Genomic DNA, 13,565 nt, shown 5'->3' with positions numbered 1-13,565 from the left:
TCGATCAGCCGATCTTGCGCTTGGGCAAGACATCCTTCAGCTTGTTGCGCATATCCCGAATGGCTTTTTCCGTAGTTGGCCAGTCGATACAGGCATCCGTCACCGATACGCCGTACTTGAGATCTGCCAGATTCTCGGGAATGGACTGGTTGCCCCAGTTGATGTTGCTCTCAACCATCAGGCTCTGGATCGACGTGTTGCCTTCCAGGATCTGGTGGGTCACATCCTGCATGACCAGCGGCTGAATGGCCGGGTCCTTGCTGGAGTTGGCATGGCTGCAGTCAATCATCATCGACTTGCGCAAGCCTGCTTTATCCAGCGCCTGTTCGCACAGGGCGACGCTCACGGAATCGTAGTTGGGTTTGCCACCGCCGCCACGAAGGACAACGTGGCCGTAGTTATTGCCCTTGGTGCGGATAATCGCCACCTGTCCCTGCTGGTCGATGCCCAGGAAGCTGTGGGGGTGAGACACGGATTTCATGGCGTTCACCGCAACGTCCAGGCTGCCGTCGGTGCCGTTCTTGAAACCGATCGCCATAGACAGGCCGCTGCTCATTTCCCGGTGAGTTTGTGACTCGGTGGTACGGGCGCCGATGGCGGACCATGCAATGGTGTCCTGCAGGTACTGAGGGGAAATCGGATCGAGCGCTTCGGTGGCTGCGGGCAGGCCCAGTTCGTTGATATCCAACAGCAGTCGACGTCCGATGTGAAGGCCCTGCTCAATATCAAAGGTGTCGTTCAGGTGCGGATCGTTGATCAGACCTTTCCAGCCAACGGTTGTGCGAGGTTTCTCAAAATAGACCCGCATAACGATCAGCAGGGTATCGCTGACTTCATCGGCAAGCTTCTTCAGGCGCGCGGCGTAATCCCTGGCGGCCTCAACATCGTGAATGGAGCAGGGGCCCACCACGACAAACAGGCGGTGGTCCTTACCATCCATGATGTCATAGATGGCCTGGCGGCCCTTTGAGACGGTTTCTGCGGCCTTGTCGGAGAGCGGCATCTCCTTCTTCAGCGCTTCAGGAGTGATCAGTGCTTCCTGGCTCGCCACATTCAGATTCTCTAGTTTGTTGCCCGACATGTTGTTCTGCTTCCCCGATTCTGATCGTTGCAGCCCTGGTGGACCATAGAATATGCCAACAGGGTTGCAGATTAACGCGAATAGCGCCGGTGTGCGGTTGCGGTAAACCCCGGCGAGTTGGTTATACTGCGTCATTTACAGGGCCTTTTCAACGCTTCTTAGGTATGGGGAACGGATGTCGCAAAACAGGCAGAGACTGAAGGATGTGCCTTCCGTTGCAACGGTTTCAGGCAAGATAGACGATGTCCTGGCCGGCATACGTGTTCCTGACCTGCCATACCCGGCGGGCAAGCTCGAACCAGACGCTGTCAGCGACTGGCGTCCGCTGCTGGTTTCCTGCTGGTCCGAGCAGCGCGATGAGCGGGTGACCCATGTTATCCGCTCCGTTCATCTGGAGTGGTCGGCCCGGCAGGTGAACGCGGCCTATGTGGCTGACCGCATTATGGACGTCTTTCTGAAAACAAGCGGTCTGCATCCCAGCCTGGCCCGTCGGGTGGCAAGGCTGCGTTTCTATCTCGCCTGGCGCATGAATCTGGAGGGCAAGAAGGCTTTCAGCAAGGCTCTCCTGGAGTGGCTGGACAGCCTGCAGGAGTGGCGCGGCTGGAGCGATTCCGGAGGCCGCTCCTCCAAAGTTCTGCTGGATCAGCTTGATTCGCTGGTAATAGCCGTTTCTGCCAGTTTCGAATCCGGCAAGACGGAACCTGTGAGCGAATTCTGTTATCGCTGGCAGGAAGACGCTGAGAAGAGGAACGCCCAGGTTGGAAAACTTCGCCAACGGCTACTCGAAACAGAGCAGGGTGCTGCCAAACAGCGTAAGGCAGAACAGTCTTCCCGGGCATTGATTGGTCGTGCTCTCCAGGGGCGCAAGTTACCGCTTCCGATTGTCCGGTTTATCCTTGATCACTGGCAGGGTTTGCTGAAACAGTCGATCTGGGATTCCGGTCTCGAGGGCGAGAATTTTCGGCATGGCAGCAAGTTGCTTGAGTGGCTGGTCTGGATTGGTGATCCGTCACTTTCCGACAAGGACCGTAACCGGCTCTATCACGTGGGCGAACAGATCGGCGATCGTATCCTGGACGTCTGGAAACGTGTTTTTGACGAATCCCTGCCTGCGCAGTCCCTGTCGGGGATCGAATCCGTCATGGTTTCCAGGCTGCGAGGGGAGGCACCGGACCTTGTGGAGGCTTTGCCGGCGGCGGGGAGTTTCCAATGGGACAGCAACTGGCTGACCTTCGAAGTGCCCGCCGCAGAAGCCTTTGAACCTTATGAGGGGCAGTGGTTTGTCGAGGGCGAGGGCACCGGAGAGCAGCGGCGTTATTTCTATGCGTTTTTACCTGAATCGGCAGAAATCCTCTGGACCAACGGCGCCGGCGTAAAGTTGGGGCTGCAGACCTGGGGTGAATTCCAGGCCGCCCTGGAAAAGGAGCAGATCCGGCCATTGCCGAAGCTCACACCTTTTGGAAGGGTATTGGCAGAAACCGTCGAACTGCTTGCCCGCGTCTGTGAGAAACAACGTCGGCAGAGGGAACAGGCAGCGGAAGCTGCCAGGCTGCGCGCCGAGGAACTGCGGCGGGAAAAAGAAGCCGCCGAAGAAAGGCGCAGGGCTGAGGAAGCCGAGCGTGAAGCCGAGCTTGAGCGCCAGCGGCAAGCCGCTGAAGAGCAACGTATCGCCGATGAACAGGCCGAACAGGAGCGAATCCGTAAGGAAAGAACGCTGCTGGCCGAGAAGCAGGTGGACGCCATCAAGCTTGGTGGCTGGATTGTCGTTGAACCCGATGAAACATCCGATGAACCGGCCCGCCTGAAACTGGCCGTACGCATCAATGCGTCCAGAAAGCTGGTTTTTGTAGACCGTCTTGGCCTGAACCGGCGCGAATTTCTCGAGGACGCCCTGGTTGAAGGGATTGTGGAAGGCCGGATCCGGGTTCTTGGAACCTCTGCAGAATTTGATGACACCCTAAGCAGGGTCGTTGGCCGAATCCGTGTAGGCCGAAACTGATATTGCCGAAGCAGGAAAACAACAATGGCAGATAACGATTACAGCTTTGGAACCCGGAATGATCCGCCTGTTGATCAGGATAACCGTGCCGATTACCGCCTGACTGCCCGAGCCCGGGCGATTCTCGAGCTTGAATCCGGATTGCCGGAAGAAGCCGGGGCCGAGGAGCGGGAGCTTGTCTGCGGCATTCGCGATATATCCGCCAGTGGTCTTTGCCTGACCGCTGACGAGCCTCTTTCCCTGGGGGCTCTGCTGCCGGCGAGCGTCTTACTTGGCAACCATGCGGAGCCTTTCAGTCTAATGGTAGAAGTGGTCTGGTGCCGACCCAACGAGTCGAGCTTTCTGGTGGGGGCGCGAATCATCGAATCCGACGACACCGCCTACGTTGAGTGGGTAGAAGCCGTGGCGTCGGCGATGGACCAGGATTGATGAAACTTCACTCCGTTTAACAAAAAGAGCCGGCATAAAGCCGGCTCTTTCGTTTCCGAGTGAGGGAAACTTACTCTTCCAGTTCGCCCATCCCGGTGATGTTGAAGCCGCCGTCCACGTACATGATCTCGCCGGTAATGCCACTGGACAGGTTGGAACCCAGGAACGCGGCGGCATTGCCCACTTCATCAATGGTCACGTTCCGGCGCAGCGGTGCACGCCTGGCGTTTTCGGCCAGCATCTTACGGAAGCTCTTGATGCCGGAGGCGGCCAGGGTCTTGATCGGACCGGCGGAAATGCCGTTCACGCGAATGCCATCACGGCCCAGGCTGGCAGCCATGTAGCGAACGTTGGCTTCCAGCGAGGCCTTGGCCAGGCCCATCACGTTGTAGTTCTGCAGAACCTTCTCGGCGCCCAGGTAGCTCAGGGTAATCAGTGAGCTGCCTTCGTGCATCATGCTGCGAGCGCCCTTGGCCAGGGCCACAAAGCTGTAGGAGCTGATGTCGTGGGCAATGCGGAAGCCCTCACGGGTGGTGACGTCCACGTAGTTTCCGTCCAGTTCGTGACCCGGAGCATAGCCAACGGCATGAACAATAATGTCGATGTTGTCCCAGTGCTTGCCCAGTTCCTTGAAGACATTCTCGATTTCTTCGTCGCTGGCCACATCGCAGGGGAAGGTCAGCTTGCTGCCCCACTGTTCGGCGAATTTCTCAACCCGTGGCTGGAGTTTTTCGTTCTGGTAGGTGAATGCCAGTTCGGCGCCTTCGCGGGCGAATGCCTCGGCGATGCCGTAAGCAATGGACAGTTTGCTGGCTACGCCAACGATCAGTGCTTTTTTGCCACTGAGGATTCCCATGGGTCGTTCTCCCTGTGTTCCTGATTTGGGTGCATTATCCCTGAGTGCTCTGGCAGGGGTAACGCTCAAATAGTCGTAGTTGTGTTCTGGTAAAAGAACGCGGCGTTCAGCAGTTCACGGGTGTAGTCCGCGCGCGGTGTATGGAAGATCTCGGCCGCGTCACCATACTCCACAATCCGGCCATGCTGCAGCACCAGTAGTTTGTGGCTCAGGGCGCGGACAACGGCCAGATCATGGCTGATAAAGATATAGCTTAGACCATAACGGGTCTGGATATCTCTCAACAGTTCAATGACCTGCTTCTGTACCGTTCGGTCCAGGGCCGAGGTGGGCTCGTCCAGTATGATCAGGTCCGGCTGCAGCACCAGCGCCCGGGCGATGGCGATGCGCTGGCGCTGGCCGCCAGAGAATTCATGGGGGTACCTGTGCCGCGCCTCCGGATCCAGGCCGACATCGGTCAGCGCACGTATGACTTTCTGATCATGTTCTGCGGCGTTATCCGCGTCATGAATTTCCAGACCCTCCCGGACAATTTCGGCAATGGACATTCTCGGGCTGAGACTCCCGAAAGGGTCCTGGAAGACGATCTGGACACGCCGCCGCCAGGGCCGGAATTCCCTCTGGTTCAGAAATGCCAGCTCTTCTCCGGCCAGACGTATGCTGCCTGTGCTGGCGGTAAGCTTAAGCAGGGCATGGCCTATAGTCGTCTTGCCGCTACCGCTTTCACCTACGATACCGAGCGTTTCGCCACGGTTAAGTTGGAAATCTGCACTTTGCACGGCATGAAACGATTCCTTGACCTTGCCCAGTAGACTCTTGCGGATCGGGAAGCGTACATCGAGGCGTTCAACGGCCAGCAATGGCTCCGCCCGCTTACCAAGGGCCAGGGGTGCTTCCGGAGGTTCAGCATCCAGCAGCTTTCGGGTATAGGCGTGTTGCGGGCTGGCGAACAGGGTGTCGGTATCGGCTTCTTCCACGAGTTTTCCGTGCTCCATCACCGCCACCCGGTCCGCGTAGCGTCGCACGATCGTCAGGTCGTGGGTAATGAGCAGGATGGCCATGCCCAGCTTCTTCTGCAAATCCCGCAGCAGCTCCAGAACCTGTTTCTGAACCGTGACATCCAGCGCGGTTGTGGGTTCGTCGGCAATCAACAGATCTGGTTCGTTGGCCAGGGCCATGGCGATCATTACCCGTTGCTTCTGCCCACCTGACAATTGGTGGGGATAAGCGCCCAGCTTGGTTTCCGGGTTCTGTATACCTACCAGTTGCAGGAGCTCCAGGCATCGCTGCCTGGCCTGGGGCCCCCGCATCCCCTTGTGCAGTTCCAGGGTCTCGCCAATCTGTTTTTCAACGGTGTGCAACGGGTTCAGAGACGTCATTGGTTCCTGGAAGATCATGCCGATCTCCCGGCCCCGGATCTGGCGCATTCGCTTCTCGGTGGCAGCAAGCAGGTCCTCACCGCGGTAACGGATTTGTCCGCTGGGATAGCTGGCGTGGCGTGCATCCAGGAGGCGCAGGATCGACAGTGCGGAAATGGACTTTCCAGAGCCGCTTTCGCCCACCAGCGCCAGCGTTTCACCTTCCCGGATAGCCAGTGATAGGGACTCGACTGCTGCGGGCCCCTGATCGAAACAGATGGAGAGGTCGGAGATCTGAAGCAGTTGGTTCATATCAGCTCTTCCTCGGATCAAAGGCATCGCGAACGGCTTCGCCGACAAACACCAACAGGGTGAGCATCAGCGACAACGAGACAAAGGCAGAAATGCCCAGCCAGGGTGCATGCAGATTGGCTTTGCCCTGGGCAATCAACTCACCGAGGGAGGGTGAGCCGGAGGGCAGACCGAAGCCGAGGAAGTCCAGGGATGTGAGGCCAGTGATTGCGCCCGTAAGAATGAACGGCAGGAAGGTGAGCGTGGCCACCATAGCGTTGGGCAGGATATGCCGAAACATGATCTTGCGGTTGTCCAGGCCGAGCGCTCTGGCAGCTTTGACATACTCAAAGTTGCGGGCCCTGAGGAATTCGGCACGGACCACATCCACCAGTCCCATCCAGCTGAACAGCAGCATGATGCCCAGCAGCCACCAGAAATTGGGCTGGACGATACTGGAAAGAATGATCAGCAGGTAGAGCACCGGCAAACCGGACCAGATTTCGATAAAGCGCTGGCCCAGCAGGTCGATCTTGCCGCCGTAAAACCCCTGGATGGCACCAACAATAACACCAACAATGCAGCTGGCAATTGTCAGGGTCAGACCAAACAGTACTGAAATACGGAAACCGTAGATGACTCGGGCGGCAACATCCCGGCCCTGATCGTCAGTTCCCAGCCAGTTCTCGGCACTGGGGGGCGCCGGCGAGGGCACTTCAAGATCGTAATTGATGGTGTTGTAGCTGAAGCGGATCGGTGGCCAGACCATCCAGCCGTTGGCAGTTATCTCGTCGGCGATGAAAGGGTCCCGATAATTCGCCTCGGTGGGAAGGAACCCGCCGAAGGTCTCTTCCGGCACTGACTGAACCACCGGGAAATACAGATCCCCCTTGTAGGAAACAACCAGGGGGGAGTCATTGGCGATCAACTCTGCCACCAGCGACAGGCCGAAAAGCGCCAGGAAGACCCACAAGGACCAGAAGCCCCGCCGGTTTTTCCGGAAATTACGGAGTCGCCTCTGCTGGATCGGAGTCAGGGACCGGAAGCTCACGCGCCCTCCCGGCTTTCAAAATCGATCCGTGGGTCGACCAGGACATAGGTGATGTCGCTGATCAGCTTCAGGATGAGTCCCATCAGGGTGAAGATATACAGTGTGCCAAAGATCACCGGATAGTCCCGGTTCAGGGCCGCTTCAAAGCCCAGTAATCCAAGCCCGTCCAGGGAGAAGATTACTTCAATCAGTAGCGAGCCGGTAAAGAACAGGGCCACCAGAACACCGGGAAGACTGGCAATCACAATCAGCATGGCATTCCGGAACACGTGACCATACAGCACTTCTTTCTGGTCCAGCCCCTTGGCCCTGGCGGTCACCACGTATTGTTTTCCGATCTCATCCAGGAATGAGTTCTTGGTGAGCAGGGTCAGGGTGGCAAACCCTCCAATGACATTCGCGGTGACCGGCAGCGCCAGGTGCCAGAAGTAGTCACCGATTTTCTGATACCAGGTGAGTTCGTCGAAATTCGAAGACGTCAGGCCCCGAAGCGGGAACCAGTCAAAATAACTGCCGCCGGCAAACAGCACGATCAGCAGTATGGCGAACAGGAAGCCCGGTATGGCATAACCCACCACGATGGCAGAGCTGGTCCAGACATCAAATCTGGAGCCATCGGTAACGGCCTTTCGGATGCCCAGGGGGATGGAAATAAAGTAAATGATGAGTGTCGACCAGAGGCCCAGGGAAATGGATACGGGCATCTTGTCGAGAATCAGGTCAATGACGCTTTTTTCCCGGAAGAAGGAATCGCCGAAGTTGAAGGTGGCGTAATCGCCAAGCATTTTGAAAAAGCGTTCGTGGGGCGGTTTGTCGAAGCCATACATGACTTCGATTTCCTTCAGGAGCTCATCTGGAATACCGCGGGAGCCGCGCGTATCGCCAGAGGAATCCGCTACCTCACCACCGGTGCCGCCTCCGGAGGCGCGGGCCAGAGCACTGCCGCCGTGGCCTTCCATTTCCGCAATAAGCTGCTCAACGGGGCCGCCTGGTGCGGCCTGCACGATGACAAAATTGAGCAGCATGATTCCGATCAGCGTGGGAATGATCAGCGCCAGACGCCTGAGTATGTAGATGCCCATTTAGCGGCGTGTTCCTCAGGGCTTCGCCCACCAGTTGTCCAGGTCGATACCGTTCTTGGGCGTCTCGGCCGGACGTTGGAGATGGTTCCAGTAGGCAACGCGGTCGCTTCTCAGGTGCCAATGGGGAATCACATAATGATGGTGCAGGAGAACCCGATCCAGCGCATGAACCCGATGCACCAGCTCCTCACGGTCTGGCGCCTGAATCACCATGCTCACCAGGTCATCAATCACCGGATCGCTCACGCCCATGTAATTCCGTGAGCCTTTGGCATCCACGGTGGAGGAATGCCAGTATTCGCGCTGCTCGTTACCCGGTGAATCCGACTGGCCGAACACCTGAGTGATCATATCGAAATCAAATTCCCGCAGCCGCTGGATATACTGGTTGCTGTCTACCAGGCGGACGGTAACATCGATTCCGAGCCGGCCGAGATTGTTCTTGAAGGGTAGAACCACCCGCTCGAAGCTTTTCTGGAACAGCAGGATTTCGAACGCCAGTGGTTCGCCTGTTTCGGCGTGTACCATCTTGCCATCGCGGATGACATACCCAGCGGACTTTAGCAGCTCCATGGCGGTTCTCAGATTCTCGCGCAGCCCTTGTTGACCTTCGGTTGTGGGTGGCTGGTACTCCTCGGTAAACACATCTTCGGGTAACCGATCCCGGTAAGGTTCGAGTATTTCCAGTTCACGGCCGGTGGGGAGACCCGAGGAAGCGAGGTCGCTGTTCTCGAAGTAGCTGTCAGTACGGGTGTATTGGTCGAAAAAGAGGTTCTTGTTGGCCCACTGGAAATCGAAACCGTAAGCCAGGGCTTCGCGCACGAGCGGGTCTGAAAACACCTTGCGCCGGGTATTGAAGGCAAAGCCCTGCATGCCCGAGGGCCGGTGGTGCTCGATGGCCTCTTTGATAATAGTGCCATTCTCGAACCGTTCACCGGTGTAGGCGGTGGCCCAGTTCTTGGCGGACGATTCCAGCCGGAAATCAAAACTTCCGGCTTTGAAGGCTTCCAGAGCCACGGTGTCATCGGTGTAGTAGTCGTAGGTAATCTGATTGAAATTGAACCGGCCTGTACGGACCCCCAGATCTTTGGCCCAATAATCCTCAACCCGCTCATAGGTGATGGATCGGCCAGCCTCGAAGTCGCCTATCCGATAGGGGCCACTGCCAACCGGCGGATTCAGGCCGTTTTTGCCAAACTCACGATCGGCCCAGTAGTGCGATGGCAGTATCGGCATCTGACCGAGGATCAGCGGCAGCTCCCGATTGCTGGTATCGCTGAAATCAAAACGTATCCGACGAGGGCCTTCCACCGTGACGGTACTGACGTCCGCGTAGTAGTTGCGGAAGAAGGGATGTCCCTTGGTGGTGAGAGTGTCGAAAGAAAATTTCACGTCTTCGGCGGTAATGGCTTCGCCATCGTGGAACCGCGCCTGCTCCCGGATGTTGAATACCACGTAGCTGCGGTCTTCCGGGGTTTCCAGGGATTCGGCAATCAGGCCATAGGCCGAGAAGGGCTCATCGTCGGAGGATTCCAGCAAAGTGTCGTAGAGGTAGGTGCTGATTCCTGCCGCAGCCACACCCCGGATATCAAACGGATTGAAGGAATCGAAGCCGTTGGCGACGACGGCCATCTTCAGCGTGCCGCCTTTCGGGGCGTCCGGATTAACGTAATCGAAGTGACTGAAACCTGCCGGATATTTTGTTTCGCCGTGCATGGCAATGCCATGTGCTGGCATTGCCTCTTCGGCGATAGAAAACGGAGAAATAAGCGGTGTGGCAATGAACGCCAGGGCTGAAAAAAACGACGTAAGGGATGAGGCTTTCCGTGTTCTTGTCATAAGTCTCGCACGTCAGGGACTGTTTCGGATATCAACGTAGAGTACCAGACTTTGCCCGGGTTGCAGATAACGGGCGGTATTCAGATCGTTCCAGCTTGCGATATCCCGCACATTCACGGAAAACCGGCTGGCAATACGGGCCAGAGAGTCGCCCTTGCGCACCCGGTAGCCCACCTTGCGAACCATCGCCTCACCACGGCCACTGTTGGCGGCCATAACCGTGGGCTGACTGGTTTTGGACCAGATAACCAGTTCCTTGCCAGGCATCAGCGGGTCGCCGGGTGCCATACCATTCCAGGCGGCAACTTCACGAACGGAAACCCGGTGCTCGCGGGCAATATCCCAGAAAGTGTCACCTTTGCGAACCGTGTAGCGAACCTTGTTTCCGTCCCGCTTTCGCTCCTGTTTGCGCTCAAGCCGCTGGGAGGCACTCAGGGCGTAGGCATCGCTACCCTTGGAGGCGGACGGAATCATCAGGCGCTGGCCGATCCGTATCAGGTCGCCGTTCAGGTTGTTCACCTGCTGGAGTACCGACGGTGTCGTGGAGAATTTCCGGGAAATTGAATTAAGGCTGTCGCCGGATTTAACCTCATAGTTACGCCAGGAAACCCGTTGATCGGCAGGAATTTGCGCCAGTGCCGTGCGGAAGTTCTCGGCGTTCTGAACCGGAACCAGCAACCGGTGGGGGCCGTCCGGTGAGGTGGCCCAACGGTTATAAGACGGGTTAAGCAGGTAGATCTCATCAACATCCACGCCGGCCAGTTCCGCCGCCTGGGCAAGATCCAGCTGGGAGCCGGTTTCAACCACCTCGAAGTAGGGCTCGTCTTTCAGTGATGGCAGTTCGATGCCATAGGCCCCTGGGTTGTCGAAGATTTTAGCCAGTGCAATAAGCTTGGGAACGTAATGGCGCGTTTCCCGTGGCAGCTGCAAGGACCAGAAGTCGGTCGGTTTGTTGCTGTTGCGATTTCGGCGCATGGCGCTTGAGACCGTGCCGCCACCGCTGTTGTAGGCGGCCAGAGCAAGGGTGTGGTCGCCATCAAAACGGTTGGCGAGGCGATCAAGATAGGTCAGGGCGGCGTCGGTGGCTGCAATAACATCCCGACGCTCATCGTGCCACCAGCTCTGGGTCAGACCAAAGTACTTTCCTGTGGAGGGGATGAACTGCCAGAGGCCTGCGGCCCTGCCATGGGAGTAGGCGAAGGGATCAAATGCACTCTCAACAATTGGGAGCAGGGCATACTCGGCCGGCAGTCCTCGCTTTTCGGTCTCATTGACTATGTAGTGGAGGTAGCGGCTACCACGCTCAACCACCCGGTCGATGTATCCGGGATGACGGGCATACCAGTTCAGCTGGTCCCGGACGCGTTCATTGTCGATGTCATGGTCCAGTACAAATCCCGAGCGCAGTCGACCCCAAAGATCTTGCTCGACTGCCTCTGTTTCAGCGGTTTTCTGAACCGGATTGTCGAGTTTCTCGCGGGCATCCCTGGCGGCATCCTTCAGCTCAGGCGCAATAGCCTCGTCCAGTGGCTCATTGCGGGCAGCATCGCCGTCTTTTCCGGTCTCGACGGCTTTTTTCAGTCCCTCGTCGCCAGCGGCAACGGTGACTTCCTGAGTGTTCAGCGGGTTTTCTTCACTCTGGTTGATCAGGCTACTGCAGCCGCTCGCGAGGGCTCCGGCGAAAAACATCAACGACAATCGACTGACCGACATATAGACATCCGGTTTCAGGTTGAGGCCGGACTCAGAATCGGAAAGCCCGGCATATTTAACAGTTTACGTTCACAAAGTTGAAACGATTCTATGGGACCGCTTTTCAAAGGGTCAAGGAACCTCTCGTTACGGCTGTGAGAGGAATTGTTAAGTGCGTATCGCCGGGCGTCAGAAGTTATCCTTGCCGTGGCGGATAGCCGCAAAGATGGCGTTCTCGGAATCTGCCGGCAAGCCGTGGCTGGCGCAATAGGCACGGGCGGAGTCCATCACAGCCGGATCGTCCCAGCGGAGGAAGGGATTCAGCCGTTTCTCGTCTTCAAGTATGGAAGGAACAGTCGGCCTTCCTTCATTGCGGGCGTTCTGACACTGCTGCTCGAAATCCCGTAGCCCTTCATCATTCGGAAGCCAGTTGCGGGCGAAACGGAGATTCGCGAGGGTGTATTCGTGGGCGCAATAAACGGCGGTTTTGCCCGGCAGGGCCCTCAGGGTCTGAAGAGATTGGCGCATCTGTTCCGGAGAACCCTCGAACAGGCGGCCGCAACCACAAACAAACAGGGTGTCGCCGCAGAACAGGACTGGCCGGCCATTTACCTCGACATCCGTGAAATAGGCAATATGGTCCAGGGTATGGCCGGGCACGCCGAGAACCTGGAAGGTGATGTCTTCCCAGATCACCTCATCGCCCGGGTGAACCAGGTTGGTGCTACCCTTGAAGGGGGAATCAGCGGGACCGGTTACACGGCAATCCGGAAAACGGGAAACCAGTTCTTTGACACCCCCAACATGATCGGGGTGATGATGGGTCACCAGGATGGTATCGAGTGTCAGGCTGTTTTCGGCCAGGTGTTCGAGAACCGGCTGGGCCTGGCCGGGATCGACGATCAGCGCTTTGCCGCTGGAAGCGTCGGAAAGGCACCAGATATAGTTGTCACTGAAGGCGGGTATGGCAGAAATGGTCAGCATAGGGCCCCACATGTGCGTATCGAATGTGACTGATATGATAGAGCATTAAATACAAGGCCCCAACCACAGGTTCGGGCTTCCGGGAGTGGCGCATTGGTGAGTGAATCCGACGCAGTTGATTATTCCGCCAGACATGAGAGCTTTGAGCGCTGGTTCCAGACCCCACTGGGCCGGGCACTGCTGGCGGATCAAAGGCGCTTTGTTGACGCCGAGCTCCAGCGTCTGACAGGTGCCAGGCAGTTACAGGTGGGCATAAGCCATCGGTTACCACTGGCCACGGGCACGGATTTTTCCCAGAAAATCATGACAGCGCCCCGCTGGTATCCCCACATACCCGACGGAGTGGCCATCTGCGATGCCGACGAACTGGCCTTTCCCGGTGACTCCATGGATCTCGTGGTATTGCACCATACTGCCGATTTCTCACCTTACCCGCACCAGGTGATCCGGGAGGCTGCGCGAGTACTCAGGGGGGAGGGCACCATGGCCTTGTTTGGTTTTAACCCGCTCAGCCTCTGGGGCGCTCGCAAGTTGATCACCAGGAGCAGCGAAGGCCCCTGGGGCGGTCGTTTTCTGTTGCGCGGGCGGATGGAAGACTGGCTTCACCTGCTGGGGTTCAATGTCGAGGCGTCCGTTACCCGGTTTTTCAGAACCCCGCTGCAACGCGCCGGCCGCAAACCTGTCAGCCGGATTGACAACCGTCTGTCCGGAAATCGGCTCCTGCCAGTAGGCGCCTATTACTGTATCCTTGCCAAAAAACGCGTGCATGCACGGCTGCCGAGACGGCCTGTCTGGCGACAAAGCAAGGTTATTGCCCTGCCGGGGACTGGCACTGTTGGCGCCTCCCGCAGCTGCAACCGGAATGGCACGCCCCCACACAAGTTAAAGTGAATTATTGATAAC

At 57.5% G+C, this 13,565-nt stretch carries 11 protein-coding genes; 3 read left to right on the top strand and 8 right to left on the bottom strand.

Annotated features, from left to right (window positions below; all coding sequences use genetic code 11):
• Positions 1 to 4: 4 nt before the first annotated feature.
• Positions 5 to 1,081: a 3-deoxy-7-phosphoheptulonate synthase gene (locus A8B84_RS17780; protein ID WP_064230480.1), complete on the bottom strand. Its 1,077-nt coding sequence runs from the start codon at positions 1,079 to 1,081 to the stop codon at positions 5 to 7.
• A 175-nt stretch (positions 1,082 to 1,256) separates the two neighbouring features.
• On the opposite strand from A8B84_RS17780, the gene A8B84_RS17775 reads away from it, so the two are divergent.
• Positions 1,257 to 3,080, top strand: coding sequence for a DUF1631 family protein (locus A8B84_RS17775; protein WP_064230479.1), 1,824 nt, complete (start codon positions 1,257 to 1,259; stop codon positions 3,078 to 3,080).
• 24 nt (positions 3,081 to 3,104) lie between these two features.
• Complete coding sequence (locus tag A8B84_RS17770; protein WP_064230478.1) at positions 3,105 to 3,509, top strand: PilZ domain-containing protein; 405 nt, start codon at positions 3,105 to 3,107, stop codon at positions 3,507 to 3,509.
• Between the two features lie 70 nt (positions 3,510 to 3,579).
• Here the strand turns inward: A8B84_RS17770 and A8B84_RS17765 are convergent, their stop codons facing one another.
• The 7 genes from A8B84_RS17765 to gloB form a co-directional block, all read right to left on the bottom strand.
• Positions 3,580 to 4,365, bottom strand: a complete 786-nt coding sequence (locus tag A8B84_RS17765; RefSeq protein ID WP_064230477.1) for an enoyl-ACP reductase — start codon at positions 4,363 to 4,365, stop codon at positions 3,580 to 3,582.
• Between the two features lie 65 nt (positions 4,366 to 4,430).
• The gene (locus A8B84_RS17760; protein ID WP_064230476.1) at positions 4,431 to 6,035 is read right to left on the bottom strand and encodes an ABC transporter ATP-binding protein; all 1,605 of its coding nucleotides are present in this window, start codon (positions 6,033 to 6,035) and stop codon (positions 4,431 to 4,433) included.
• A 1-nt stretch (position 6,036) separates the two neighbouring features.
• Positions 6,037 to 7,065, bottom strand: coding sequence for an ABC transporter permease (locus A8B84_RS17755; protein ID WP_064230475.1), 1,029 nt, complete (start codon positions 7,063 to 7,065; stop codon positions 6,037 to 6,039).
• Complete coding sequence (locus A8B84_RS17750) at positions 7,062 to 8,147, bottom strand: microcin C ABC transporter permease YejB (protein ID WP_064230474.1); 1,086 nt, start codon at positions 8,145 to 8,147, stop codon at positions 7,062 to 7,064. Before A8B84_RS17750 ends, A8B84_RS17755 begins: the two co-directional genes overlap by 4 nt.
• Positions 8,148 to 8,162: 15 nt before the next feature.
• Positions 8,163 to 9,986 carry an extracellular solute-binding protein gene (locus A8B84_RS17745; protein WP_064230473.1) on the bottom strand — a complete coding sequence of 608 codons (1,824 nt, stop codon included), beginning with the start codon at positions 9,984 to 9,986 and terminating at the stop codon, positions 8,163 to 8,165.
• A 12-nt stretch (positions 9,987 to 9,998) separates the two neighbouring features.
• Entirely contained in the window at positions 9,999 to 11,699 is a 1,701-nt protein-coding gene (locus A8B84_RS17740) for a LysM peptidoglycan-binding domain-containing protein (protein WP_064230472.1), read from the bottom strand.
• Positions 11,700 to 11,867: 168 nt separating this feature from the next.
• Positions 11,868 to 12,662, bottom strand: a complete 795-nt coding sequence (gloB, locus tag A8B84_RS17735) for a hydroxyacylglutathione hydrolase (protein ID WP_064230471.1) — start codon at positions 12,660 to 12,662, stop codon at positions 11,868 to 11,870.
• A gap of 96 nt (positions 12,663 to 12,758) precedes the next feature.
• Between gloB and A8B84_RS17730 the strand changes: the two genes are divergently transcribed.
• On the top strand, positions 12,759 to 13,553 hold the full coding sequence (locus tag A8B84_RS17730; RefSeq protein WP_064230518.1) for a class I SAM-dependent methyltransferase: 795 nt from the start codon (positions 12,759 to 12,761) through the stop codon (positions 13,551 to 13,553).
• Positions 13,554 to 13,565 lie beyond the last annotated feature (12 nt).

It is taken from the genome of Marinobacter sp. EhC06, assembly GCF_001650915.1.
Classification (GTDB): domain Bacteria; phylum Pseudomonadota; class Gammaproteobacteria; order Pseudomonadales; family Oleiphilaceae; genus Marinobacter.
Note: the sequence above shows the minus strand (reverse complement) of the source record. Positions and strands in the feature narration are given on the sequence as shown.

Excerpts from the sequence above, each read along its gene's own strand:
- A8B84_RS17780 (WP_064230480.1), bottom strand. The coding sequence starts at position 1,081 with ATGTCGGGCAACAAACTAGAGAATCTGAATGTGGCGAGCCAGGAAGCA.
- A8B84_RS17775 (WP_064230479.1), top strand. The coding sequence starts at position 1,257 with ATGTCGCAAAACAGGCAGAGACTGAAGGATGTGCCTTCCGTTGCAACG.
- A8B84_RS17770 (WP_064230478.1), top strand. The coding sequence starts at position 3,105 with ATGGCAGATAACGATTACAGCTTTGGAACCCGGAATGATCCGCCTGTT.
- A8B84_RS17765 (WP_064230477.1), bottom strand. The coding sequence starts at position 4,365 with ATGGGAATCCTCAGTGGCAAAAAAGCACTGATCGTTGGCGTAGCCAGC.
- A8B84_RS17760 (WP_064230476.1), bottom strand. The coding sequence starts at position 6,035 with ATGAACCAACTGCTTCAGATCTCCGACCTCTCCATCTGTTTCGATCAG.
- A8B84_RS17750 (WP_064230474.1), bottom strand. The coding sequence starts at position 8,147 with ATGGGCATCTACATACTCAGGCGTCTGGCGCTGATCATTCCCACGCTG.
- A8B84_RS17745 (WP_064230473.1), bottom strand. The coding sequence starts at position 9,986 with ATGACAAGAACACGGAAAGCCTCATCCCTTACGTCGTTTTTTTCAGCC.
- A8B84_RS17740 (WP_064230472.1), bottom strand. The coding sequence starts at position 11,699 with ATGTCGGTCAGTCGATTGTCGTTGATGTTTTTCGCCGGAGCCCTCGCG.
- gloB (WP_064230471.1), bottom strand. The coding sequence starts at position 12,662 with ATGCTGACCATTTCTGCCATACCCGCCTTCAGTGACAACTATATCTGG.